Annotated in this window: 17 protein-coding genes; 7 read left to right on the top strand and 10 right to left on the bottom strand. The window is 60.3% G+C overall.

Translation table 11 applies throughout. The annotated features are described in order from the left end of the window. Positions 1–33: 33 nt before the first annotated feature. Together ACYZT5_RS18605 and ACYZT5_RS18600 are read right to left on the bottom strand one after the other, a co-directional pair. Positions 34–1,908, bottom strand: a complete 1,875-nt coding sequence (locus tag ACYZT5_RS18605) for a putative bifunctional diguanylate cyclase/phosphodiesterase (protein ID WP_462046845.1) — start codon at positions 1,906–1,908, stop codon at positions 34–36. After that, positions 1,905–4,211, bottom strand: a complete 2,307-nt coding sequence (locus tag ACYZT5_RS18600) for a GGDEF/EAL domain-containing response regulator (RefSeq protein ID WP_462046843.1) — start codon at positions 4,209–4,211, stop codon at positions 1,905–1,907. The genes ACYZT5_RS18605 and ACYZT5_RS18600 overlap by 4 nt, the downstream gene beginning before the upstream one ends. A 258-nt stretch (positions 4,212–4,469) precedes the next feature. Here ACYZT5_RS18600 and ACYZT5_RS18595 point away from each other — a divergent pair, with 258 nt between their 5' ends. From ACYZT5_RS18595 to ACYZT5_RS18580, 4 genes are all read left to right on the top strand, one after another. Beyond that, positions 4,470–5,834 carry an HD domain-containing phosphohydrolase gene (locus ACYZT5_RS18595; protein ID WP_462046842.1) on the top strand — a complete coding sequence of 455 codons (1,365 nt, stop codon included), beginning with the start codon at positions 4,470–4,472 and terminating at the stop codon, positions 5,832–5,834. A gap of 90 nt (positions 5,835–5,924) precedes the next feature. Beyond that, entirely contained in the window at positions 5,925–6,359 is a 435-nt protein-coding gene (locus tag ACYZT5_RS18590) for an NUDIX hydrolase (protein WP_462046841.1), read from the top strand. A 25-nt stretch (positions 6,360–6,384) separates the two neighbouring features. Then, positions 6,385–7,023, top strand: a complete 639-nt coding sequence (locus ACYZT5_RS18585) for a LysE family translocator (RefSeq protein ID WP_462046840.1) — start codon at positions 6,385–6,387, stop codon at positions 7,021–7,023. Between the two features lie 2 nt (positions 7,024–7,025). Continuing rightward, positions 7,026–7,532 (top strand): GNAT family N-acetyltransferase, encoded by a 507-nt coding sequence (locus ACYZT5_RS18580; RefSeq protein ID WP_462052277.1) that lies wholly within the window; start codon positions 7,026–7,028, stop codon positions 7,530–7,532. Between the two features lie 125 nt (positions 7,533–7,657). On the opposite strand, the gene metR is transcribed toward ACYZT5_RS18580, so the two are convergent. Then, positions 7,658–8,575, bottom strand: coding sequence for a transcriptional regulator MetR (gene metR / locus ACYZT5_RS18575; protein WP_076028480.1), 918 nt, complete (start codon positions 8,573–8,575; stop codon positions 7,658–7,660). Between the two features lie 107 nt (positions 8,576–8,682). Here metR and metE point away from each other — a divergent pair, with 107 nt between their 5' ends. Next, positions 8,683–10,995, top strand: coding sequence for a 5-methyltetrahydropteroyltriglutamate--homocysteine S-methyltransferase (gene metE, locus ACYZT5_RS18570; protein ID WP_462046839.1), 2,313 nt, complete (start codon positions 8,683–8,685; stop codon positions 10,993–10,995). Positions 10,996–11,070: 75 nt separating this feature from the next. On the opposite strand, the gene ACYZT5_RS18565 is transcribed toward metE, so the two are convergent. Continuing rightward, positions 11,071–16,653, bottom strand: coding sequence for a dermonecrotic toxin domain-containing protein (locus ACYZT5_RS18565; protein WP_462046838.1), 5,583 nt, complete (start codon positions 16,651–16,653; stop codon positions 11,071–11,073). 206 nt (positions 16,654–16,859) lie between these two features. Between ACYZT5_RS18565 and ACYZT5_RS18560 the strand changes: the two genes are divergently transcribed. Both ACYZT5_RS18560 and ACYZT5_RS18555 read left to right on the top strand, forming a co-directional pair. Beyond that, positions 16,860–17,894, top strand: coding sequence for an alpha/beta fold hydrolase (locus ACYZT5_RS18560; RefSeq protein WP_462046837.1), 1,035 nt, complete (start codon positions 16,860–16,862; stop codon positions 17,892–17,894). Between the two features lie 99 nt (positions 17,895–17,993). Further along, positions 17,994–18,659, top strand: coding sequence for a DsbA family oxidoreductase (locus ACYZT5_RS18555; protein ID WP_462046836.1), 666 nt, complete (start codon positions 17,994–17,996; stop codon positions 18,657–18,659). Positions 18,660–18,776: 117 nt separating this feature from the next. On the opposite strand, the gene ACYZT5_RS18550 is transcribed toward ACYZT5_RS18555, so the two are convergent. The 6 genes from ACYZT5_RS18550 to ACYZT5_RS18525 all read right to left on the bottom strand — a co-directional run bounded on the left by ACYZT5_RS18550 (position 18,777) and on the right by ACYZT5_RS18525 (position 24,655). Continuing rightward, on the bottom strand, positions 18,777–19,106 hold the full coding sequence (locus ACYZT5_RS18550; RefSeq protein WP_462052276.1) for a GlpM family protein: 330 nt from the start codon (positions 19,104–19,106) through the stop codon (positions 18,777–18,779). 8 nt (positions 19,107–19,114) lie between these two features. Beyond that, complete coding sequence (aauR, locus tag ACYZT5_RS18545; protein WP_462052275.1) at positions 19,115–20,395, bottom strand: two-component response regulator AauR; 1,281 nt, start codon at positions 20,393–20,395, stop codon at positions 19,115–19,117. 44 nt (positions 20,396–20,439) lie between these two features. Then, positions 20,440–22,341: a two-component sensor histidine kinase AauS gene (gene aauS / locus ACYZT5_RS18540; protein ID WP_462046835.1), complete on the bottom strand. Its 1,902-nt coding sequence runs from the start codon at positions 22,339–22,341 to the stop codon at positions 20,440–20,442. Between the two features lie 165 nt (positions 22,342–22,506). Then, positions 22,507–23,241 carry an amino acid ABC transporter ATP-binding protein gene (locus tag ACYZT5_RS18535; protein WP_462046834.1) on the bottom strand — a complete coding sequence of 245 codons (735 nt, stop codon included), beginning with the start codon at positions 23,239–23,241 and terminating at the stop codon, positions 22,507–22,509. Then, entirely contained in the window at positions 23,238–23,909 is a 672-nt protein-coding gene (locus ACYZT5_RS18530; protein ID WP_462052274.1) for an amino acid ABC transporter permease, read from the bottom strand. Before ACYZT5_RS18530 ends, ACYZT5_RS18535 begins: the two co-directional genes overlap by 4 nt. Continuing rightward, entirely contained in the window at positions 23,909–24,655 is a 747-nt protein-coding gene (locus tag ACYZT5_RS18525) for an amino acid ABC transporter permease (protein ID WP_462046833.1), read from the bottom strand. Before ACYZT5_RS18525 ends, ACYZT5_RS18530 begins: the two co-directional genes overlap by 1 nt. Positions 24,656–24,978 lie beyond the last annotated feature (323 nt).

Raw genomic sequence — 24,978 nt, 5'->3', positions numbered from 1 at the left:
TTGGCTGGGGGCCCGTGTGTCGTTGCGCATCGTTCACGTGGCTGCGGATGAAGAGGGATTCACCGACCCCAGATACCGGACGAAGGCGTCCGGCTCCACGGCTTTGCTGAAGTAGTAACCCTGGCCTTCCTCGCATTGATGGGCCTTGAGGAAATCCAGTTGTTCGAGGGTTTCGACCCCTTCGGCAATGATGGTCAGCTTGAGGCTCCGGCCCAGGCTGATGATGGCGCTGACCAGGGCGGCGTCGTTGCTGTCGCTGCTTAAGCCGCGAATGAATGACTGGTCGATTTTCAGCACATCGATGGGAAAACGCCGCAAGTAACTCAGGCTGGAATAACCGGTCCCGAAGTCATCGATGGCCAGTCGCACTCCCAACGCCTTGATTCGGTTCAGGGCGCTCACCGTGGTTTCGACGTTCTGCATCAGCACGCCTTCGGTGATTTCAAGCTCCAGCTGGGTCGGGTCCATCCCTGTTTGTTCGAGGATCAGTTCGATGCCTTCGACAAAGTCCCGCTGACGGAAATCGATGGCCGACATATTCACCGACATACAGATCTTCGGCAGCCCCGCGGCCTGCCAGGCGCAGGCTTGTCGGCACGCCTCGGCCAGCACCCATTTGCTCAACGGCACGATCAAACCGCTGTCTTCGGCCACACTGATGAAGTCCGATGGGTAGACCAGACCGTGCCCCGGTTTTTGCCAGCGGATCAGCGCCTCGGCGCCGACCACCCGGCCACTGCCCAGGTCCAGTTTGGGTTGGTAATGCAGGACAAATTCGTTGCGCTCCAGCGCCAGGCGAATGCCGGACTCGATGCTTTGCTGATCCCGAGCGCGCTGGTTCATCTCGTCGATGAAAAAACTGAAATCGTTCGGGCCGCTTTCCTTGATGTTGCGCATCGCGGTTTCGGCTTTCTTGATCAGCGCGATGGCATCGAAGCCGTCGTCCGGGTAAATGCTGATGCCCAGGCTGGCGGTCACGCTCAGGTCGTGGCCGGCAATGTGCTGGGGCGCGCGGATGGCATTCAAGAGTTTTTCGGCGATGCCCTTGGTCTGCTGAGGGTGGCGGACATCGGCGAGGATCACCACGAATTCGTCAGAGCCGTAGCGAAATACCGAATCGGACTCGCGAATGGTCGCCACCAGATTGCGGCCGACCTGTTTGAGCATCTCGTCACCGGCCGGATGGCCCAGGGCGTTGTTGATGCGCTTGAAGCGATCGAGGCCCAGAAACATCACGGCCAGTTGCTTGTCATGGCGCCGGGACAGGGCCAGAGACTGGTTCAGCCGGTCACCGAGCAACGTGCTGTTGGGCAGCTCGGTCAGTACGTCGTACTGCAACAGGTGCGAGACCTTGAGCAACTCGTGGACCCGCGCCTCGATGGTTTGCTCCAGGCTCAGGACCTTCATCGCTGCGTCCTGCGCCATCTGCCATTTCCAGGTCAGGGCACTGGCCATCTGGCGGATTTCCAGGCTGTCGAAGGGTTTTTTCAGCACCAGCAACTGGTCGCCGAACTCCAGCCGTTCGGCCATGTCTTCCCAGGTGTAATCGGAAAAGGCCGTGCACAATGCGATTTGCAGGTGAGGGTCGGCCTTCCACAGTTGCTCGATGGTTTCCAGACCGTCCCAGCCCGGTGGCATGCGCATGTCAGTGAACGCCATGGCATAAGGACGACCTTCGGCCCGTGCACGCGTGACCAGTTCGAGGGCTTCCTGGCCCTGATAGGCCGAGTCGAGCTGGAACGTCAGCCGATCAAGCTGCAGCGTACCGAACAGGGCTTCTTCAGCGCCGGCCAGGGTCTGTTCACCTTCGATCTCAGGGCCAAGAATCTTGCGAAAATCCACATGAATCGAGGGCGTGTCGTCGATGATCAGGATGCGCCGGTTGGTCCGCACGAAAGGCGTTTTCATCCTTTGTCCTCCGTGAAGCGTGGCGGGTTATCCCGGATCGACCCGATGTCATGGTTCGGGGGCACGATGCTGCCGGCTTTCAGCAGCTCGGCGGCCTGCCGGCTGCTGACCGCTTTGCTGAAGAAGTAACCCTGGGCGTTCATCGGTGAACCGGTGGCCATCAGCGAGCTGCGCTGCTCCTGGGTTTCGACGCCCTCGGCAATAATGCCGATCCCGACTTCACGGGCGAAGTTGATGATGGCGCGCAGGGTGTTCGCGCTGGCCGGATCGCGGGCGGCGGTGTCGATGAAGGCTTGCGCGAGTTTCAGGTGATTGACCTGGTAGGTCTTGAGGTAGTCGAACGAGGAGTACTCGGTGCCGAAGTCGTCGATGGCGATCTTCACCCCCAGCTCACGCAGGCGCGGCAGCACATCGTTGTGGGTCCATTTGGTCTGGGCCAGCGTCGCTTCAGTGACGTCGAAGCGCAAGTCCCAAGGGCAGAGTTCCCAGCGTGCGGTGGTGCGCAGCACGTCATAGATCAGTTCGGGACCACTTTTGAGTTGGGCCAGGGACAGCTTGATCGCAATCACCGGCGGCGCCATGCCTTCGTCGCGCCATTGGCGCATTTGCTGGCAGGCGCGATCCAGCACCCAGTGACCGAGCGCGACGATGGTGCCGGTCTTTTCCGCAGCGGGCAGGAACGCCGGGGCTTCCAGTAAACCGCGCTCAGGGTGGTTCCAGCTGACCTGAGCTTCCATACCGAGGATTTTGCCGCTGCTCAGGTCGACTTCCGGCCAGTAATGCAGTTCGAGTTCTTTGTGTTCGATGGCCGCTCTCAATTCGCTGGCGATGGTCATGCGTTCGACCACCTCCTGATTGATCTCGTCGGAGTGGAAATGGTACTGGTTGCGGCCTTTTTCCTTGGAGCGATACAGCGCCATGTCCGCCTGGGTCAGCAGGCCGTCGGCGCTGGTGCTGGCCGGGCTGTAACTGCTGATGCCGATGCTGACCGAGACCCGCACATCATTGCCGGCCAGGAAGTAGGGCAGCACCAGCGCATCCCGGACCTTGGCCGCCAGCCCCGCGGATTGGGTCGGGTCACTGACGTCCAGCTGCAAAATCGCGAATTCGTCACCGCCGAGGCGGGCGACCACATCGTTTTCGCGCACACAGGCCTTGATCCGGCGCGCAACCTCTTGCAGCAACAGGTCGCCCACCGGGTGGCCAAGGGTATCGTTGATCCGTTTGAAGTGATCCAGGTCCAGATAAAAAATGGCGAACGGTGTCGCACCCCGACGAGCAGCGGCGAAGGCCTGGTGCAACCGCTCGATCAGCGTCGCACGGTTGGCCAGCCCGGTCAGGCCGTCGGTGCGGGCTAGCAGGGCGATTTTCTCTTCGGCCAGTTTGCGTTCAGTGATGTCGATGATGATGCCTTCGACTTCCAGCAAACGGCCTTCATCGTCGCGCACCGGGATGTAGCGGTTTTCCACCCAGCGCCAGTCACCGTTGCCGGTGCGCATCCGAAATTCAATGGAAGCGCCCTCCGCATGACGATCCAGCACCCGGGCCATGGCGGTGTCGACCTTCGTTTGATCATCGGGGTGGATCAGTTCCTGGGCCCAGTTGGGCGAGGCCACGAGGTTCGCTGCGATGTGACCGTACTTGGTGATGTTGTGCGAGATGTACATCAGCGGAAACGACGGCTCGCCCCGCAGCCGATACAGAATGGTCGGGCTGTTCTGCACAATGATGTTGGCATCGGACAGCTCCCGTGTGCGCTCCTCGACCGCCTGTTCCAGCAGCGACATTTTCAGCGCCGCGTCTTCGGTCATTTGCCACTTGGCGGTCAATGCACTGGCCATCTGGCGGATTTCGATGGCATCGAAGGGTTTTTTCAGAATCAGCAGGCGATCGCCCAGTTCGAGGCGTTCGTCGATGTCTTCCCAGGAATAGTCGGAATAAGCGGTGCAAAGTGCCACTTGCAGCTTGGGATCGACCTGCCACAGCCGTTCGATGGTTTCCAGCCCGTCCCAGCCCGGCGGCATGCGCATGTCGATGAAGGCCATTGCGTAGGGCATGTCGTTGGCCAGTGCCGTCTCGACCTTGTCCAGCGCTTCGAGGCCCTGAAACGCCGAGTCGAGTACGAAACTTTGCAGCGTTAGCGCCGCAGGGGTGCCGAACAGGGCGTTTTCGGCACTGATCAGGCTGTCGTCCTCGATCGATGGGGGACTGAGGATCTTGGCGAAGTCCGCATGAATGGAGGCGGTGTCGTCGACGATAAGAATCCGTCGATTGGTCCGTGCCAGCAGCGTATTTATCGACATACGCTGGTACCGGCAGCAGTGTGGTGCGGTTTATGCATAGGGGGCATCCTTTCCCTGATCAACTGGCCGAACGTACAGATTATGGATCCGAGTCAGCTGAGCATAGTCGTCTGTCCAGCACTTCGCGCAACTGAATGAGCTGAATCATTTCTATCGGAGGGCTGAAAATCATCTAGCCTGTAGGTCAGGCTCCGGCAATAGGGGATGTTTGCCTCGGAGCCTGTCACAAGATGTGCCCGTTTCACTTGAGGTGACGCCATGGAAGAGCAACTCCCCACGACTTTGAACGATAAACCCAAGGTGCTACTGGTCGATGACGAGGAGTCAATCCTCAACAGCCTGCGTCGTCTGTTACGCGGCCAGCCTTACGAGGTGCTGCTGGCCACCAGCGGGGCCCAGGCGCTGGAGATCATGAAGCAACAGCGCATCGACCTGGTGATGAGCGATGCGCGCATGCCCAATATGGACGGCGCTACGCTACTGGCCCAGATCCAGCAGCGCTACCCCGACACCACCCGGATCATGCTGACCGGTTATGCCGATCCGTCGGCCATTATCAAAGCCATCAATGAAGGGCAGATTCATCGTTATATCAGCAAGCCTTGGCACGATGAGGAAATGCTGCTGACGTTGCGACAATCGCTCGCCTATCAGCATTCCGAGCGTGAACGGTTGCGCCTGGTGCAGGAGACGTGGGATCAGAACGAGCAATTGAAACTGCTCAATGCCACCCTGGAAAAACACGTCGCCTCCCGCACTGCCGAACTCCAGCAGACCGCCGACATGCTCGATCTGGCCTACGAAGAGCTCAAGCACAGCTATGTCACTGGCACCGAGGTGTTCTCGCTGCTGGCCAACTTGCGCTTGCCACCAGCCAAACAGACCAACCGCCAGATCATCGAACTGGTGCGGGTGTATTGCAGACTCCACGGACTGGACGAGGGCACGAGCCGCGACCTGACCATGGCCGCGGCGCTCTACAACATTGGCAAGCTGAGCTGGACCGACAGCATGATGACCGCGCCCGCGGATCTACTGCACCACAATGATCGGGAGCGCTATCGTGGTTATCCCAAGCAGAGCGAATCGCTGTTGATGACCCTCGACCCGATGAAGGACGCCGCCCGTCTGATTCTTCATCATCAGGAGCGCTGGGACGGAAGCGGTTTCCCTGGCCGGCTCAAGGGCGAGGCGATTCCGTTCGGTTCGCGGCTGCTGAAACTGGCGGTGGATTTCATCGAGTTGCAGCGCGGGCTGATTCTCGAGCGGCAGATGAACAGTGATGAAGCACTGGTCTACATCCGTAGTTATGCCGGGCGGCTCTACGATCCCGATCTGGTGAAGGATTTCATCCAGGTCTGTGCCACGTACCTGAGCGATGTATCGTTGGCCGATCCGTCGGTCAAGGTGCTGACCACACGGGAAGTGGCGGCGGGCATGATCCTGGCGCGCAACCTCAATGCCGACAACGGCATGCTGCTGCTCAATGCCGGCAAGGTGTTGAATGGGCCGTTGGTGGAGAAGTTGATCGCCTTCGAAGCCATGGAAGGCGCGAAATACAGCATTTTTGTGACGGTGCCGGAAGAAGTGGAGACAGCGCTGCTGGAACGCGTCACTACATAGACGTTGGCGCAGGATGTGATCTTTTCGGGGTGACGAAGCAGCGGCGGCCATGTGATCCTTGCGCCTTTTCCCCAAGGCCGATCCTGATCCATGACGCTTTCATCCGCTGCCTCGCCCCGCCTCATCCGCATCGCCGCCGCCCTGTTGATTGGCCTGGACGGTCGAACGCTGTTGGTCCGCAAGCGCGGCACCGAGGCGTTCATGCAGCCGGGGGGCAAGATCGAAGCCCATGAGCAACCGGTTCACGCCCTGGCCCGTGAACTGGAAGAAGAACTGGGCCTGGTCATCGATCCGGCACACGCCACCTATCTCGGACAATTCTCTGCACCGGCCGCCAACGAGCCGGGTTTTGTCGTCCAGGCAGAACTCTTTCAGCTGACCATCGATTCAGATGTAGCGCCTGCAGCGGAGATTGAAGAGGTGCGCTGGATCGACCCGGCCACCGACGGCGATGTCACGCTGGCGCCATTGACACGGGACCTGATCCTGCCGTTTTATCGAGCCTCGTTAACCGCGACCGCTTGACTATCTCTGGACTAAAGGACTGCCCATGATCCCGCTTCAAGACTTGCTGATCTTCGCCGCTGCCGCGTTACTGATGGTGCTGACGCCGGGGCCGAATATGATCTACCTGATTTCCCGTTCGATCTGCCAGGGGCGCAAGGCCGGCGTGACCTCGTTGCTCGGCGTGGTCGCGGGGTTTTTCGTGCACCTGTTCGCGGCCGCTGCCGGTTTGACCGCTGTGTTTCTGGCGGTGCCGATGGCCTACGAAGTGCTGAAGTGGGCCGGCGCGCTGTACCTGGTGTGGTTGGCCTGGCAGGCCGTCAAACCGGGTGCGCGTTCACCCTTCGAGGCGCAGCAATTGCCGCCGGATTCGTCCCGCAAACTGATCACCATGGGCTTTCTGACCAGCGCCCTGAACCCGAAGATCGCGGTGTTTTATTTGTCGGTGTTTCCACAGTTCATCACCCCTGAGCACGGTGCGGTGTTCACCCAGAGCATCATTTTGGGCCTGACCCAGATCAGCGTCAGTTTCAGCGTCAATCTGCTGATCGCGCTGTTCGCCGCGGGCATCGCCTCCTGGTTCGTCAACAACCCGAGCTGGCTGGCGGTGCAGCGCTATTTCATGGGGTTCGTGCTGTCGGCGCTGGCGGTGCGACTGATGCTTGAACAACGACGGATGGCTTGAACATGTGGATTGAGCGGCTTGATGCCAGTCACGCCCTGGACTATCGGGCGTTGATGCTCGAAGCCTACGACCTGCATCCCCAGGCGTTTACCTCCAGCGTGCGCGAACGCGCCGTGATGCCGCTGAGTTGGTGGGAATCACGCCTGACCAGCAAGCTGGACGTGGTGTTCGGCGCGTTCGAAAACGGTGAGTTGGCGGGCATCGTCGGCCTGGCCTTCGAACCTCGGGAAAAGGCCCGGCACAAGGCGACGTTGTTTGGCATGTTTGTGTCGGGCAAGGTCCGGCAACGCGGGTTCGGTTATCACCTGGTGCAGGCCGCCCTGGCTGAAGCGCAGGCCCGCCAGGGCCTGCGGTTGATTCAGCTGACCGTCACCGCCGGCAATGAAGCCGCGTTCAACCTGTACCAGCGTTGCGGCTTTATCCAGTTTGGCCTCGAACCTCTGGCGGTACGGTTGGGTGAAGACTACTTCGACAAGATCCATATGTGGCGCGAGATCACTCAGCCCTGATCGTTCCTCACGCTCCGCGTGGGAATGCCTCAACGGACGCTCCGCGTTCGGCTCTCGAAGGGACGCGGAGCGTCCCGGGCTGCATTCCCACGCGGAGCGTGGGAATGATCGGTAGCGGAGGGTGCTTAGCGAACAGCGCTGACGCCGTCGAGTGTCGAGAACGACGTGTCTTTAGCCGTCAGCAAAAAATCGCGCATATACGGCGCATCCAGCATATCGGCGCGAATCCCGGCGTACAGCGTCGCAAACAAACCCTTCTCGCCCAGCCGCTTGGCCTTCACATAACCCCGTGAGCTGTATTCATGCAGCGCCCAGTGGGGCATGCCACACACGCCGCGTCCGCTGGCCACCAATTGCATCATCATCACCGTCAGTTCCGACGTGCGGACCTGAGCCGGTTCGATATCGGCCGGTTCGAGGAAGCGGGTGAAGATGTCCAGCCGATCACGTTCCACTGGGTAGGTGATCAGCGTTTCGGTGAGCAAATCCTCCGGAACGATGTAGGCCTTGTTCGCCAAACGGTGCTGGTTGGCCACCGCGAGCATCGCTTCGTAGGTGAACAACGGCACGTAAGTGATCCCGGCCAGTTCCAGCGGATCGGAGGTCACCACCAAATCCAGATCGCCACGGGCCAGGGCCGGCAGCGGGGCGAATGAGAACCCTGAGGCCAGGTCCAGTTCGACTTCCGGCCAGGCATCGCGGAACTGGTCGATGGTCGGCATCAGCCACTGAAAGCAACTATGGCACTCGATTGCCATGTGCAAGCGCCCGGCGGTGCCACCGGCCAGCCGCGCGATATCGCGCTCGGCACCCCGCAGCAACGGCAGGGTGGCGTCGGCCAGTTGCAGCAGGCGCAAACCGGCGCTGGTGAAGCGCACCGGTTTGGTCTTGCGCACGAACAGCGGCATCCCCAGCCGTTCCTCAAGCTCCTTGAACTGATGGGACAGGGCCGACTGCGTCAGGTGCAGGCGGTCGGCCGCATCCACCAGGCTATCGGCTTCGCGCAAGGCGTGCAGGGTCTTCAGGTGACGGATTTCAAGCACCGGGGGCTCCATGAGGAAAACTTGTGATCAACACGAAAAGGTTGAGTTTGTCTCATGTTGGGTTGGCTGTCGACAATAGGGCCATCTTTTACAGGGAGAAACTCACCATGGCTCTGGCCCACACTTTAGGTTTTCCGCGCATCGGCGCTGACCGCGAACTGAAAAAAGCCCTCGAATACTACTGGAAGGGCGACCTGGATCAGGACGCGCTGAAAAGCGTCGGCCGCCAACTGCGCGCCACCCACTGGCAATTGCAGAAAGACGCCGGCATCGACCTGCTGCCCGTGGGCGACTTCGCCTGGTACGACCAGGTCCTCACCCATTCCTTGACCTTCGGTGTGATCCCCGAGCGTTTCGACAGCGCCAAGGACTCGCGCGGCCTGCCGACCCTCGACACCCTGTTCGCCATGGCCCGTGGCGCCACGGCGGCCTGCTGCGGCGGTGAACACAGCAAAGCGCAATACGCCCAGGAACTGACCAAGTGGTTCGACACCAACTACCACTACCTGGTCCCGGAGTTCACCGCTGACCAACAGTTCAAACTGAGCTGGGAACAGCTGTTCGACGAAGTCGACGAAGCCAAGGCCCTGGGTCACAACGTAAAACCGGTGATCATCGGCCCGCTGACTTACCTGTGGCTGGGCAAGGCTAAAGGCAACGACTTCGACAAGCTCGATCTACTGGAACGCCTGCTGCCTATCTACGGCGAAATCCTCGGTCGTCTCGCCGCTCAAGGCGTGGAGTGGGTGCAGATCGATGAACCGATCCTGACCCTTGACCTGCCACAGGCCTGGAAAAACGCCTTCGAACGCGCTTACCACATCCTTCAATACTCGCCGCTGAAAAAACTCGTGGCGACCTACTTCAGTGGGCTGGAAGACAACCTCGGTCTGGCCGTCAGTCTGCCGGTGCAGGGTTTGCACATCGATGCGGTGCGGGCGCCGGATCAACTCGGCCAAGTGCTGGATCGTCTGCCGACTTACAAGATTCTCTCGGTGGGTTTGGTCAACGGCCGCAACGTCTGGCGCTGCGAATTGGAGCAAGTCCTCGCTCAACTGCAACCGGCCCAGGAGCGTTTTGGTGACAACCTGTGGGTCAGCAGTTCCTGCTCGCTGTTGCACAGCCCGGTGGACCTGGATCGTGAAGATAAACTCGATCCTGAACTGAAAAGCTGGCTGGCCTTCGCCGTACAAAAGTGCGGTGAAATCGCCGTGCTGCGCGATGCCCTGAACGACCCGCAATCGCCCAAGGTGCAAACCGCCCTGGCCGAAAGCCGTGCCATTCAGGCCAGCCGCGCCGAGTCGCCGCGTATCCACAAAGCTGAGGTGCAGGCGCGCATCAACGCCATCGGCTCGGCGGACAGCCAACGCCATTCGCCGTTTGCCAAACGTATTGAGCAACAACGTGCGCGGTTAAAACTGCCGGCATTCCCGACCACCACCATCGGCTCATTCCCGCAGACCGGTTCGATTCGTCTGGCGCGGCAAGCGTTCAAGCAAGGCAAGCTGTCGGCCAACGATTACACCGACGCTATGCACCACGAAATTCGCCACGCCGTGCAAGTCCAGGAACGCCTGGGTCTGGACGTGTTGGTGCACGGTGAAGCCGAACGCAACGACATGGTCGAGTACTTCGCCGAGCAACTCGATGGCTATCTGTTTACCCGGTTCGGCTGGGTACAGAGCTACGGTTCGCGTTGCGTCAAACCGGCGGTCATCTACGGCGACCTGAGTCGTCCAAAAGCCATGACGGTCGACTGGATCACGTATGCACAGAGCCTGACCGACAAGGTCATGAAAGGCATGCTGACCGGTCCCGTGACCATGCTGATGTGGTCGTTCCCCCGCGAAGACGTCTCGCGTAAAGTCCAGGCGCAGCAGTTGGCGCTGGCCCTGCGTGACGAAGTGGTCGACCTGGAAACCGCCGGCATCAAGATCGTGCAGATCGACGAAGCCGCGTTCCGCGAAGGCTTGCCGCTGCGCCGTGCGCAATGGCAGGAGTATCTCGACTGGGCGGTGGAAGCGTTCCGCTTGAGCGCATCCGGTGTGCGGGACGAAACGCAGATCCACACCCACATGTGCTACAGCGAATTCAACGACGTGATCCAGTCCATCGCGGCGATGGACGCCGATGTGATCACCCTCGAAACCTCGCGCTCGGACATGGAATTGCTGGAGGCTTTCGAAGCGTTCGACTACCCGAATGACATCGGCCCGGGGGTCTATGACATCCACTCGCCACGGGTGCCGGACACGGTCGAAATGGTCAAATTGATGAGCAAAGCCGTGAAGCGGATTCCGGCGGAGCGGTTGTGGGTGAACCCGGATTGCGGGTTGAAGACCCGGGCGTGGCCGGAGACAGAAGCCGCGTTGGTCAACATGGTGGCGGCCGCCCGGCAGCTGCGCAGCCAGTTGGCTTAACGCAGAACCCTGTAGGAGCCCGGCGTGCCGGCGATGGCGATTTCACGGGCGCCATCGCAGGCTCCTACAGAGGGCTCAGAGATTTTCGAAGTGCGGTAGCACCGCCGATCTTTTGCCAATGTCGGCATAAGGCAGGTCGGCGTTGTCAGCGTGGGTCAGGAACTGGTGTTCCGGCAATTTCAAGTGGGCTTTCTCGAATTCGCTGAAACCGGGCGTAGCCCTGGAATAGTGGAAGTGGGCGTACCACAAAACCTCTGGAGGCGTTTTCGTCAGGTCCCAGACCTCATATTCCTGCATATAGTCGATTCGGCCATCCCGGCGTTTGCCCAGGTTTTTGATCGGGCTGGTTTTACGAATCTCGACAACTCCTTGCGTGACGAGGTCGTCCAGCATGCCATCGGTAGGTTTTTTGGTCAGCAGCGATTGACGGGTGCGCAGGGCGCGCCCGGTGGCGATCAGTTCGGTGGCCTTGTCGCGCAGCTGTGCAATCAGCGCGTCTTGTGGGGAAAGTGCTTCGATGCCACGAGCGCGATGGGTGAGTTCGTTCGCTTCTTTGAGCATCATGTCCTCCAGGTCGACAGGGAGCATGCCTTGGGTCGCGTAGGACTGAACCTTTGTTTGATAGGCGTCTTGCATCTCCAGTTTCTGACGGGCTTCGGTTACTAATGATTCAAGGTTCCTTCGGGCGGAAGCGACCGGCTGTTGTTGCGGGTTTTGCAGACGAAACCTGCCATTCGTAGCGGGCTCCCAAATTTCCTTGTAGCCGTCTTGACCGGTCAGCGTGTATTGGCGCTGTTGAGTCGCCGGCTCCCAGCGCTCCACCCCGATCAGCAGTTGGTCGTTTTCGGTGGTAAACACTTTTTTGCTGATTGTGCCCCTTGGGGCGGCCGGTGGCGTGATGTCGAGCGCCTTGCGTGCTCGCTCGCCCATCTTTTCGATGCCTTCCAGCAGGGGTGGCACGGCGTCCAGATGGAAGTGCTGTGGATAGCTGGCGGTCCAGGCATTCATGGCACGACGAAATTGATCGTATTGCTCGATGCAGTCTTGAAGTATCTGGTTGCGTTGAGTCCTGGTTGCGGTCACTTCCAGCAGACTGTATTGCGTGAACAAAGCCCGGTCGACTTCTGTTCTTTTGACTCGCGTCTGGCCTTGAAGGATGAACCAGGACACATCGTTGGTGGTGTCATAGCGTGTGACCGTTTCCAGCAAATTGCCCGTTCTCAAATAGAGAATATTTGCCTCACTGAGGCGCCCGTTCAACAGGGTGACTTCCGGGGTCAACTGCGCTTTTTGCAGACGGACGCTGATGCGTTGATACCAATGGTTGAGGTCGCGCAAAAGGGACTCGATCGTGTCGAAGGCTGTCAGCATTTCCAGCCGTAGCTTGCGGATGTCCTCCAGCACGCGCAGCCGCTCGGGGAGCGCGGTTGGAGGTATCGCATCCAGATTAACCGTCAACGCATCAATACGGTTCATCAAGGGTTCGACCTGATGATTGGCGATGTACAGCCGTTGCTTGTACCGGTCGGCCATCAACAAGGCGCCATTGCTTTGGAAATCCAGGAGTACGCGCCGCTTGTTGCCGTGGGTGAGTGGAAGCAGGTCAGACAATGTTTGAAAGTGCCGGTTGGCTAGCTCGATATCGGCGATGCAGGCTGAATCAGCTGCCTGGAGCAGATTTGCAGGCCGATCCGGAGGCGCAGCGTTATAGGCGGCCAGGGTGGCGTCTGTTTGCTTCACCCGAGTATCGATTTGCAGGGCGATGTCATCGGCGGCCTCGGTCAGTGCATGATGACGGCGATGAGCCCGATCAACCCACCAACGCGGCAACCGTTCACGGATGGAGGCGGGCCACATCGGGTCCAGTGCATCGGCCATGTGCCCAAGCACGCCCCCGCCGCCGAGGCCGCCGCCTTCGAAGGTCGTCCCGTAGACTCCGAACCAGGTATCCCATTTGCCTGCTTCATCCAGGGCAAGGGGTTGCTTGTAGGTTTTGCGGCTGTTGCCGGTCAAGCGCCAGTTGCGCGAGTCGTTGCTCCATTCAACCTGAAACACGCGGCCCTGACGGACGATGAAATCACCGTCGGCATGGCGGTAGACGTTGCGGTAAACGCCATGGGTCGCCGGTTGCAGCCCGGTCAGCGAAAGGGTTTTTTCGTATTCGTATCCCGCGAAGCGCGCGACCACATGCCGGGCTTGGCGCGTGGACGGCGCGTGCAAAGCGGCAGCACTGAGGCTCAGCGCACGAAGCTGGCGGGTGCGTGTCAAGGTGCGAGCGCCCGAGCCGAGTGCGGAGACAATAGCCTCCCCCGGCAGCAGATCCATCGCCGCATCAATCAATGACAACAGCACCGAGCCCAGCTCGGCTATGCCGTCCCCCACGTCGCCGCGCAAAAAAGCGGCCGCCGCCTGATTTGCAGCGGTCCAGGCGTCGTAGAGGGCGACGGCCGTACCGATAAAGGGCAGCAAGCCGAGGGCCATTTTGATGTAGGCAAACGCGCGCGGGCCTTGCAGCGCATAACGCTCCAGGTACAACGCATCATTGGAACGCGACGTGCCGCGATGGGCTTCGATCAGGCGCCCCCGATGCGCATCGAGCAAATGGGCCGCCAGCGAAGTGCTGGTCGGCCAGCGTGTGCCGACACCGATCAGGGCGTCGAAGTGTTTGAGCTGCGCCTCATTGATCCGGCTGACATGGGCCCGGACGTTGCCCTGTAAGGCGCGACCGGCCAGATAGTCGATCATCGAATCTTGCGCGCACAGATTGAACAGCGCCCTGCGTGCGGCTTCCAGGCTGTCGTATCGCCGCAGGAACCGGTCGTCAGGGCTGTCCGGCGTATAAAGCAGCGTGACTCCGCTGACCTGTTCCTGAATGAAGGTCACGCCGGAGAGGGTGACCCCGCCTTCGTTCGGCGTGTCTTTGCCGCCCACGCTGAGGTAGGCCGGCAGTATCGCCACGCGCTTGCCTCCGGCGAGCCAGGCTTGCGGGGTATTGGCATCGATGGCGATGTTGAGGATGTGCAAATCGTCATGGCTGATGTGTTTTTGCAGGCGTGCAAACTCGCCCTGCAACTTGAGCATCAGGCGCCAGGGTTCGATCAGGCATTCGCGCCGATGCTCACTCACAAACGCCAGGTCGTCCGCCGACCCCATGAACGCGCGCTGGATCTTCTGTTCGTAGGCCTTGGGCAGGTCCAGTTCCGGGAGGATCTTGCGCAGATAGGTCAGGTTGATGCCATTGAGCAGCGTGATACGTTCCTGCGCAACGGCCGCCGTAACCTCTAGACGCATGAAGATCAGTCGTTGCTTGAAGGCGTCCTGTTGCACCGAATGGACCTTGTCGATGTTGAGCTGGGCCAGGTCCGCAAGCGACATTTTGCTGCGCTTGGCGCTGGCCACCATGACCGACGTTTCTACCTTCCCTGTTGGCGTTGCGGAGTATTGCTTTTCCCACGTGACGGAATCGGGCAGTTCCAGTTGCACATCGAAATGGCCCTTGATGTTGAAGTCTTTGCGCAGTCGGGCTTGCAGGTGTCGCCGAGTGAAGTCATCGCGCGGCTCAAGGATGACCGTCATCAGATCATGACTGCGGTGCATGGCCCCGATGTACGCTTGGATCAGGCTTTTCAGCCCTTCGCGTTCGGTCCGTGACAGTTTGGCCAGCCAGTCCGGACGGAGGATGGCCAGGGCGGCGCTGCGGGTTTGCTCCAGCCCATGTGCGAAGGCCAGGCTTCTGGCGGCATGCACCGGCACCTGCAGGGTGGCCAGTGTTCGTTGGTGCAACGCTTCAAGTTGCTCGGCCCGCTGTGTCTGTTGGTCCGTCCCGGCATTGCGTTGACGTATCCCCGCGGCTTGGCCTTCGAAATCAATGTGCACCTGATTCAGCGCGTAGTGCAGCGGATCGCCGCTGATTTTTTTCAGCTGCAGTACGAGGTTGTTGTCGTTGTCGCCGATCTTGAACAGCTGTCGTTCAAGCGCCCGTCGGTTGGCGAACCGTTGCAGGCCGCCCCCAATCCCGGGCCAATAAAGCAGCACGCTGTGGGGGGAAGAGACATCAAGCAGCGCATCTGCGTGGGTCATCAAAAACGCACCGGTGAGCTCCTGGGTGTTGACCTTGGGTTGCTCGCCGTCCTGTTCAGTCAGCGACAGGGTCAGGCTGGCCGCCACCCGGTCGGCACCCGGATCGTCAGGCGTGTCGAGCAGCGCCTTGAGCAGGCTGGATTCTTCATCGCTCAGTTGCTTGAGCGCCAGTTGAATTCCGCCCTCGGCGTGCAGCCCGTCTTTGTGGGCGTGTTGCAGCGCTGTGAATTCGCGGTTCCAGGTGACGGCATCGAGCGACCGTTCACGGTAGAGCATGGCGGACGCGGTCTTGTCGGCAGCGTCTTCGGCAGCTTCCAGTGCCTTTTGCAGATCCTTGAGCGGCTTCAGGTCATCGTTATCGCCTGCCTCTTTTTGCAATGCTTCAAGCCTGTCGCGTTGCGCGTGTGAGGCGGCCTGGCGCAGGGGCCAGGGAATATCGGCGTACAGACTGCCGAACAAAGACTGTTCGTCACTGTCGCCCGCAGCCGTGCCGGCTTGCGCCGGTTTTAGACTTGGCGGTGCGGCAAACACCGGGCTATCGCTGCGCTGCCGATCGATTGTGTCCACGTCCACCATGGCCCGGGAGCCCTGTTCGGCGAGTCCGGGCTTCTGCGCGGATCCGTTGCGCAAGGCTGCGAGTTGAGCCATCTGCTGAAGGTCGAGCAGCTCGCTCATGCCCGCCGACAATGGCAGGGCTCGGCGGGTGTATTGAAAAACCATGTCAGCGCTGGGCAGGCCGATGGGGACGAGGGCCTGCTCAGTCAGCCATGTTTGCATGTCACTGCGCGTGGCGAAGGCTTTGAGCGCCATCGACCGGCATGGCAGGTACAACAATTGTTCGACCGGTGCTGTGTCGCCGACGCTGATGACCCAGGCGGCGGGAAATCTCACTTTAGAGTTGTCGCTCAGGAGCACATTGAGTTGCTCGCAGTTAATGGACTTGTTATCCAGGCGCATGACTGTGGCTGTCGCATCCATTAGCAACGACAGCGGTTTCAGTTGATCGGCATTTAGCGTGCGTTCGGCGAAAGCCCGTTGAGCCGTCGCCTCGAAATGATTGCGGTACAGCCGATTGGCCCGTTCACGGCGAGATACGGGCGTGCCGGGGGCGCGAGCTTCCCAGTACGCATTCCAGCGCTCGCTGATTAATTCCTCCACATCCAGCGCCTTGAGGCGTGCGAGCAGTTGCAACGGTGTGAGGGCGAAGAGGGCATGGGAAGCGGCCAGACCGATGACCCGACAGCGTTGATCCAGCGTGTTTTCCAGCTCCGGATGCTGGAAGACAAACGCAAAGACATCCGTGAGCAGGATGAAGCGTTCGGAATGTTCATCGGTAGCGTAGAACATCAGTCCCACCCCGTGACCGTCCAGGTCCAGCTGTCGTTTCAGCAAACGTTCAAGCGAAGCACGAATGGACGGTACGCCGGCGAACAGCTCACGCAAGCCCTCGCTGCTCTCGCGCCAACGAGCCGATGCGCTGTGGAGGAGACTTTCGTCGTAAGTTTTGGGCAGGGGCGATGAGGTCGGCAGGACGATTGGTACGGGGGAGGGGAGGTCGGCGAAAAGTCTATCGGTCATTGGGTCATGGCTCGGTGTGAGGGAGCGGTAAGTCCACTCCTCGAACGAGCCATTTAAGAAAACTCTGGTGGAGCTGTGGCACTACATAGTTACCGCATCGACCATTCAGCGATATTCATCAAACTGTCACGCAACTGTGGCGGCGCGCTTGAACAAACTTCATCAGACTCGCGCTCTACTGGGGTTCTGCGTTTCGGTGTTTTTTCATGTGTGCACGATTTTTTTCGACAGCGGTTTTTCTGGCCGCGCTGTTGTTTGGCCTGCCGTCCTTGGCGGCGTCTCGTTGCGATATCAATGTTCCGACCGAGCGGGTCGATCTGGCACAGGTGAGCCTGGCGTACCAGAGCATTGGTCGTGCTTCGGATCCGGCGTTGTTGCTGGTGATGGGCCTGGGCGGGCAGTTGATTCACTGGCCGGACGAGGTGGTGGTTGCGCTGTGTCAGCAGGGGTTTCGGGTGATTCGCTATGACAATCGCGATGTCGGCCTGTCGACCTGGCGGCAAGCGCCCGTCGACGCCAACCTGACGTTCGAAGTGCTGCGCTACAAACTCGGTTTGCCGGTGTCGGCGCCGTACACCCTGACGGATATGGCTGACGATGCTTTTGGATTGATGGATGCGTTGCATGTCGAGCAATTTCACGTGCTGGGCGCCAGCATGGGCGGGATGATCGCCCAGCATATGGCGGCCATGGCGCCGCAACGTGTGGAAAGTCTCACTTTGATCATGACCAGCTCCGGGGCCGAAGGCTTGCCGGCACCGAGTGCGGCGTTGGTGCAGTTGTTGTCGCGTCGTGGCGCGCCGAATCGCGAAGCGGCGCTGGAGCAACAGGCCGATTTGCTGGCGGCGCTGGGCAGCCCGACGGTGAGCGATGATCGGCAGGGGCTGCTGCATCAGGCGGCGCTCTCTTATGACCGTGCGTTCAACCCCGAAGGCGTGAAGCGCCAGATTATGGCGATCCTCGCCGAGCGCAGTCGTGTCGCGCTGCTCAATCAACTGCGCGTACCGACGTTGGTGGTCCACGGCACCGCCGATCCGCTGTTGCCGGTGATGCACGGTGTGCACCTGGCGGCGCATATCCGCGGCAGTCAGTTGAAGCTGATTCCGGGGTTGGCGCATCGTTTTCAGGAGGCGTTCAAAGCGCCGTTGCTGGCGGCGGTGTTGCCGTATTTGCAGGCCCACCGCGAAGACACCTCGCATTGGGCGCAGATTGATCCGGTGGCCACCCCGAACCTCCTGTAACCCCCGCTCCCACAGGGATTGGTGGAACGGCTGCCACCTCGGCCTCGTCGGGTGTATCGTTCGAACTTTCCGGCGCAATTCAAGCCTGCGAGGTGTGTGATGAGTACCCCCCTGAAAATCGATTTCGTCAGCGACGTGTCCTGCCCCTGGTGCGTTGTCGGCCTCTACGGCCTGACCCGAGCGCTGGATTTGCTAGGCGACGAGGTGCAGGCCGAGATCCGTTTCCAGCCGTTCGAACTGAACCCGAAGATGGGCCCGGAAGGGCAGAACATCACCGAACACATCACGGAGAAGTACGGCTCGACACCTGAGCAATCGCAGAAGAATCGCGAGATGATCCGCGCGCGCGGCGCCGAGGTCGGGTTCGCCTTTCGCACGGACGGCAACAGCCGCATCTACAACACGTTCGATGCCCATCGCTTGCTGTTCTGGGCGGGGCTGGAAGGGCTGCAGTTCAATCTGAAAGAGGCGCTGTTCAAGGCGTATTTCACCGAGGGCGGCAATCCGTCCGACCCTGTTCAGTTGGCGCAGATTGCACAAAGCGTTGGGCTGGATCGGCAGCGGGCCGAGGCGATTCTGGCGTCGGACGAGTTCGCCAAAGAGGTTCGCGAGGAAGAGCAGTTGTGGCTGTCGCGAGGCGTCAGTTCGGTGCCGACCGTGGTGTTCAACGGACAATACGCAGTCAGTGGTGGCCAGCCGGTGGACACCTTTGTCGGGGCGATTCGGCAAATCATGAGCGAGGTGAAAGGCGGAACCGTGACCTGATCTGAGATCGTTCCCACGCTCCCGCGTGGGAATGCCTCTAGGGACGCTCCGCGTCCAGTGACGCGGAGCGTCACGGGCTGCATTCCCACGCAGAGCGTGGGAACGATCAGCTAGGCGTCAGCCGTGAAGACGGACCCACACCGAAACCAGAACTGTGGCCGCCATCAACCAAGCCACCGCCGCCACCGCCAACGAAGCCTCCAACCGCATCCGGTCCACCATCACATACAACGTCGCCAAGTAGATGAAGTAAGGAATAATCGACCACATCCCAAACACGATGGTGGTCTTCAAGTCCTCCACCGAACGCCCCTTGCCGACGATGTAATGCGCAATCAACGCAAAGGTCGGAAACAGCGGCACCAATCCTGCGATGTAATAGTTTTTTGTCCGGGCGAGGGCAGCGAGGATCACCACCACGGCCGCGCCCAGGGTTGCTTTGAGAATCAGATCCATCAGTGGCTCAGTCCGTACTTCTTCACTTTGTCGAACAGCGTGGTCTTGGCCATGCCCAGTTCCAGACTCGCCTGGGTCAGGTTGCCGCCGCTGCGTTGCAAGGCGTCGCTGAGCAGGTTGCGTTCGAATGCTTCTACCGCTTCGGCGAAGGCCAGGCCCTGATTGCTACCGCTGGCGCCGGATTTCTTGAAGGCCGGCAGGCCGAGGGCAAAGCGCTCGGCGACGTTGCGCAATTCGCGCACGTTACCGGGCCAGTCATGGCTCATGAGATTCGACAGGGTCTGGTTGTCCAGGTCCGGCACCGCGCGGTCGAAGCGCAGGGACGACTGCTGCAGAAAGTGTTCGAATAATTGCAGGATGTCTTCGCGTCGTTCGCGCAGCGGTGGCAATTCGAGGGTCACCACGTTCAAGCGGTAATACAGGTCGCTGCGAAACTCGCCAGCCTTGCTCGACTCATCCAGATCGGACTTGGTCGCCGCGATCACCCGACAATCCACCGCAACGCTCTGGTTCGAGCCAAGGCGTTCGAGGGTGCGTTCCTGCAACACCCGCAGCAGTTTGATTTGCAGCGCCAGCGGCATGCTTTCCACTTCGTCGAGGAACAGCGTGCCGCCGTCGGCGTGTTCAATCTTGCCGATCCGCCGTTTGCCCGCGCCGGTGAAGGCGTTGGCTTCATGGCCGAAGATTTCGCTTTCGAACAGGTTTTCCGGCAGACCACCGCAGTTCAGCGCGACGAACTGCTTGGTGTGCCGTCGACTGAAATCATGCAGGCAGCGCGCGACCAGCTCTTTACCGGTGCCGGTCTCGCCTTCAATGAGCACGTTGGCTGACGTGTCGGCGACGTTGGCGATCAATTCACGCAGGTTTTGCATGGCTGGCGAGCGGCCGATGATCCGGCCTTCGAGGGAATCCCGTTCCGCCAGTTGCCGACGCAACGAAGAGACTTCGCGCGCGAGGCTGCGTTGCTCCAGCGCACGCCGCGCCACATCGACCAGACGTTCGGGGGAGAAGGGTTTCTCCATGAAGTCATAGGCGCCTTTCTGCATCGCGCCGACGGCCATGGAGATGTCGCCGTGGCCGGTGATCAGGACCACCGGCAGACTGCGGTCGCGGGCCTTGAGCCGGGTCAGCAACTCCAGACCGTCGATGCCCGGCAGACGGATGTCGCTGATGACGATGCCTGCAAAATTGTCGCCGACCCGCTCCAGCGCTTCTTCGGCGCTGCCGACGCCCACGCAGGGAATGTCTTCCAGGGTCAGCGCCTGTTGGCAGCCGAGCAGCACATGGGGGTCGTCTTCGACGATCAGCACACTAAGGTCGTTGTTCATATTGGCTCGGCGTGAGTGGGGCTTACCAACGGTAAACTGAGGACGAAGGTGGTACCACCGCTGGCCGGGTGTTCGACACCCAGATGACCGCCGGTGGCAGCGGCCAGGCTCGCTGACAGGGTCAGGCCGAGGCCCAGGCCCTGTTCGCCGGGCTTGGTGGTGAAGAACGGTTCGAATAGATGTTTGCGTGCTTCGGGGTCGATGCCGTGGCCATTGTCGCGTACACGAAGGCGATATTTGCCATCGAACGCTTCGCCTTCGAGCCACAATTCTGGCAGCGGCTGTGCCTGCATGGCGTCGAGGGCGTTGCCGATCAGGTTGACCAGAATCTGCTCGAGTCGGGTCTGGTCGATCTGCACCTGGAGATCGGCGAAGCCTCGGTGCAGTTGCAGATGAGCGCTTTCCACGCGACCACCGAGCAGCTGAAAGGCTGCATCCACCGCTTTGCCGAGGCTGGCCTGACCTTTGTCGTCGCCGCGGCGAGCAAACGAACGCAGGCTGGCGGTGATCCGGCCCATGCGGTCGATCAGTTCGTTGATGGTCTTGAGGTTGGTGCTGGCAACGTCCAGCTGGCCACGCTCGAGGAAACGCACGGTGTTGCCGGACAACGTCCGCAGCGCTGCCAGTGGCTGGTTCAATTCGTGGGCGATGCTGGTGGACATCTGGCCGATGGCCGCGAGTTTTCCGGCCTGCACCAGTTCATCCTGGGCGCGGCGTAGCGTCTCTTCGGCCAGACGCCGTTCGCGGATCTGACCCTTGAGCCGTTCGTTGCTGGCGCGCAGATCGGTGGTGCGTTCGGTAATCCGACGCTCCAGTTGATTGTTGGCTTCCTGCAAGGCTTCCCGGGCGGCGAGGCGCGTGGCGATCACCTTGCGCCGCTCGTTCCAGGCGATCAGCAGAAACGCCACCAGGGCAAACGCCACCGCCACCAGAATCCCTTGATTGATCGCTTCACGCCGCAAATCCTGCAGGGGCGTGAGCAACGTGAAATTCCACGGTGTATCGCTCAAGGGGCGGGTTTGCGACAGGTAGCTGATGTCCTCTTCATCTGATTCCACTTCACTGTTGGCGGGGAACGTCAGTTTTTCCTCACCTTCGGCCAGTTGTTCCCGGGCCAGCGGCTGCAGTTCGTTCAGTGGAAACCAGTAGTACTGAAGGCTGCGGGCCAGTTTTTCCTTGGTCTCGTCGCTCAGCGGCACAACCGATTTCAGGCGCCGTGCCGGATCGCTGGAGAGAATGATGATGCCGTTCTCGTCGCTGACGAAAGCTTCCAGCCGCGCACGCTGCCAGCGTTCTTCCATGGCTTCGAGGCGGACCTTGACCACCGCGACGCCGATGATCTTGCCGTGTTCTTCCAGGCCATGAGCCAGGTAATAACCAGGCTCACCGTTGGTACTGCCGATGCCGTAGAAGCGCCCCGGCTGACCGCGCACGGCATTTTGGAAGTAGGCGCGAAAGGACAGGTCTTCGCCCAGGTAACTGTCGACATCGCGCCAGTTACTGGTGGCCATGACACGGCCGGTGGTGTCCATCACATAGATAGCCCGACTGCGGCTGCGCCGGTTCAGGCCTTCGAGGTATTCATTGACCGTCTGCCGGTGTTCCGGTGACGGGTCGGCCAACAGCTTCGAAACACTGGATTCGAGTTCCAGCAGGCTGGGCAGGTAGGTGTACTTGCTGATTTCGCTCTCGACGGCGCGGGCGTGCAATTCGAGCTGACGCTGGCCGTTCTCGCTGAGGCTGCGAATCCCGTAGTGTTCACTGACCCAGAAGCCGATATAACCCAATCCGATCATCAGGGCGATGACCAGCGGCGGGAGGAGCAGATGGCGAATCAGACGGGGTTTCACGGCGAGTGATGGCGGCGCGGCGCGATAGAGAGTGGGGTCGCATTTCATCACAGATGCCTTGGGTCAACCACAACACTTGCTTGTGAATCGCCGCCGGCCCTTGTGGGAGCGAGCCTGCTCGCGAAAGCGGTGGGTCAGTCAATGTCGATGTCGACTGTTAAGCCGTCTTCGCGAGCAGGCTCGCTCCCACAGGGGTGGAAGCGGTGGCAGGACTTAGTGCTGCAGAATCTTGTTAAGGAAATGCTGTGTACGCTCGGCGCGGTGGGTGATGTCGCCGAAGAAATCCTCTTTCTTGCAGTCTTCGATGATCTTGCCCTGGTCCATGAAAATCACGCGGTCCGCGACTTTACGGGCGAAGCCCATTTCGTGGGTCACGCACATCATGGTCATGCCTTCGTGGGCCAGTTGCACCATCACGTCGAGTACTTCGTTGACCATTTCAGGGTCCAGCGCCGAGGTCGGTTCGTCGAACAGCATGACGATCGGGTCCATCGCCAGCGCACGGGCAATCGCCACACGCTGTTGCTGGCCGCCGGAGAGCTGGCCCGGGTGCTTGTGGGCGTGAGCCGAGAGGCCGACACGCTCAAGCAATTGCAGGCCTTTCTTGTTGGCTTCTTCCTTGCTGCGGCCCAACACCTTGATCTGCGCGATGGTCAGGTTTTCGGTGATGGTCAGGTGCGGGAACAGTTCGAAATGCTGGAACACCATGCCAACGCGTGAACGCAGTTTCGGCAGGTCGGTCTTCGGGTCGGCGATGGACGTGCCATCGACCACCACGTCGCCTTTCTGGAACGGTTCCAGGGCATTGACGCATTTGATCAGGGTGGATTTGCCGGAACCGGACGGCCCGCACACCACAATCACTTCGCCTTTTTTGACCTCGGCGCTGCAGTCAGTCAGTACCTGGAAGTCGCCATACCACTTGTTGACATTCTTGATAGAGATCATACGGCAAACCTTTTTTGCAGACGCTTGACCAGCAGCGAGGCGGCAAAGCTGATTGTGAAGTACGTGAGCCCTGCGAAAATCAGGAACTCATTGGAGCGGCCAATGATGTCGCCACTGGCACGCGAGGCATTGAGGAAGTCCACCAGACCGACCGCGTAGACCAGCGAGGTGTCCTGAAACAGGATGATGCTCTGTTGCAGCAGCAGCGGGGTCATCTTGCGGAACGCCTGCGGCAGGATGATCAAACGCATCATCTGGCCATACGTCATGCCCAAGGCTTGGGCAGCACCCATCTGGCCCTTGGAAATCGACTGTACGCCGGCCCGGACGATTTCGCAGAAGTACGCTGCTTCGAACATCATGAACGCCACGATACAGGATGCGAATGCGCCGATCGGGGTGTCTTCGCCGGTGATCCAGCGCAGTACGAACGGCACCGCCAGGTAGAACCAGGTGATGACCAGCAGCAGCGGGATCGAGCGGAAATAGTTAACGTAGGCGCCGGCAATGTTCGACAGCAGTTTGCTGTGGGACAGGCGCATCAGTGCCAGGATCGTGCCGAGGATGATCCCGCCGCTGACGCCCAGTGCCATCAGTTGCAGGGTCATGATCATGCCGTTCCACAAACCCGGCAGGGACGGGATGATGCCCGAGAAGTCGAATTCCATCATTTACCCCCTACGGAGATCAGGCCCGGTACGGCCACTTTCTTCTCGACCATACGCATCAGCAGCATCAGGCCCATGTTCAGCGTGAAGTAGATCAGCGTTGCCAGGGTGAAGGCTTCGAACAGGTTGGCGGAGAACTCGGCGGTCTGTTTGGTCTGCGCGAGCAACTCCATCAGGCCGATCAGCGACGCAACGGAAGAGTTCTTGAACACGTTCAGGAATTCCGAGGTGAGTGGCGGAATGATGATCCGATAGGCTTGGGGCAGCAGCACGTTCCAGTAAATCTGCGGCAGTTTGAAGCCCATGGCGCGAGCGGCGGCTTCCTGGCCGCGAGGCAGCGCCTGGATGCCGGTACGCACTTGTTCGCAAACGCGAGCAGCGGTGAACAGGCCCAGGCAGACGACGACACTCAGGTAGGCCGAAGTGGTCGGGTTCAGGTCCTGTTTGTACCAGTCCTGCAGGTTCTGCGGCAGCAGATCGGGCACCAGGAAGTACCAGATGAACAGCTGAACCAGCAGCGGCACGTTACGGAAGAGTTCGACGTAACAGGTCGCGATGCCCGATACGATGCGGTTCGGCACGGTGCGCATGACGCCCAGAATCGAGCCCAGCAGCAGGGCAATGATCCAGGCCACGACGGCGATGGCGATGGTCCAGCCCAAACCGGCGACGTACCAGTCGAGATACGTCTCGCTGCCCACGCCGGTGGACTTGAAGAACACGCCCCAGTCCCAGTTGTAATTCATTAGGGTCTCCCCTCAGATCGTTCGATATACAAATGCCCGCCTGGGGAAGCTCCGTTCCCGCCCGATCTAGGTGGCCTGTGTGGTCAGTTCTGTCAGCTCAACTCCGGCCCCGGAAGTCCATCTCCTGCGTTGCTGTTCCTCGCCATAGCGGGCTATGACTCGTCACAGCGCCTTGGATATGAACTTCCGGCACCGAATTTGAGCTAACGAACTGACCGTACAGGCCACTACGATCAGGCACACACGAGCGGCTCGACAGCCACCGGTTCGAGTGTTTCCAGAAATGCCAGCAGGGAGTGACTATCCCCTGAAAGGGCAGTGGC

The organism is Pseudomonas sp. LB3P14 (assembly GCF_054898045.1).
This window is presented reverse-complemented; position numbering and strand designations above follow the sequence as displayed.

Excerpts from the sequence above, each read along its gene's own strand:
- ACYZT5_RS18600 (WP_462046843.1), bottom strand. The coding sequence starts at position 4,211 with ATGTCGATAAATACGCTGCTGGCACGGACCAATCGACGGATTCTTATC.
- ACYZT5_RS18535 (WP_462046834.1), bottom strand. The coding sequence starts at position 23,241 with ATGATCTCTATCAAGAATGTCAACAAGTGGTATGGCGACTTCCAGGTA.
- metE (WP_462046839.1), top strand. The coding sequence starts at position 8,683 with ATGGCTCTGGCCCACACTTTAGGTTTTCCGCGCATCGGCGCTGACCGC.
- ACYZT5_RS18595 (WP_462046842.1), top strand. The coding sequence starts at position 4,470 with ATGGAAGAGCAACTCCCCACGACTTTGAACGATAAACCCAAGGTGCTA.
- ACYZT5_RS18585 (WP_462046840.1), top strand. The coding sequence starts at position 6,385 with ATGATCCCGCTTCAAGACTTGCTGATCTTCGCCGCTGCCGCGTTACTG.
- aauS (WP_462046835.1), bottom strand. The coding sequence starts at position 22,341 with ATGAAATGCGACCCCACTCTCTATCGCGCCGCGCCGCCATCACTCGCC.
- ACYZT5_RS18565 (WP_462046838.1), bottom strand. The coding sequence starts at position 16,653 with ATGACCGATAGACTTTTCGCCGACCTCCCCTCCCCCGTACCAATCGTC.
- ACYZT5_RS18560 (WP_462046837.1), top strand. The coding sequence starts at position 16,860 with ATGTGTGCACGATTTTTTTCGACAGCGGTTTTTCTGGCCGCGCTGTTG.
- ACYZT5_RS18580 (WP_462052277.1), top strand. The coding sequence starts at position 7,026 with ATGTGGATTGAGCGGCTTGATGCCAGTCACGCCCTGGACTATCGGGCG.
- ACYZT5_RS18525 (WP_462046833.1), bottom strand. The coding sequence starts at position 24,655 with ATGAATTACAACTGGGACTGGGGCGTGTTCTTCAAGTCCACCGGCGTG.
- ACYZT5_RS18590 (WP_462046841.1), top strand. The coding sequence starts at position 5,925 with ATGACGCTTTCATCCGCTGCCTCGCCCCGCCTCATCCGCATCGCCGCC.
- ACYZT5_RS18605 (WP_462046845.1), bottom strand. The coding sequence starts at position 1,908 with ATGAAAACGCCTTTCGTGCGGACCAACCGGCGCATCCTGATCATCGAC.
- ACYZT5_RS18555 (WP_462046836.1), top strand. The coding sequence starts at position 17,994 with ATGAGTACCCCCCTGAAAATCGATTTCGTCAGCGACGTGTCCTGCCCC.
- ACYZT5_RS18530 (WP_462052274.1), bottom strand. The coding sequence starts at position 23,909 with ATGGAATTCGACTTCTCGGGCATCATCCCGTCCCTGCCGGGTTTGTGG.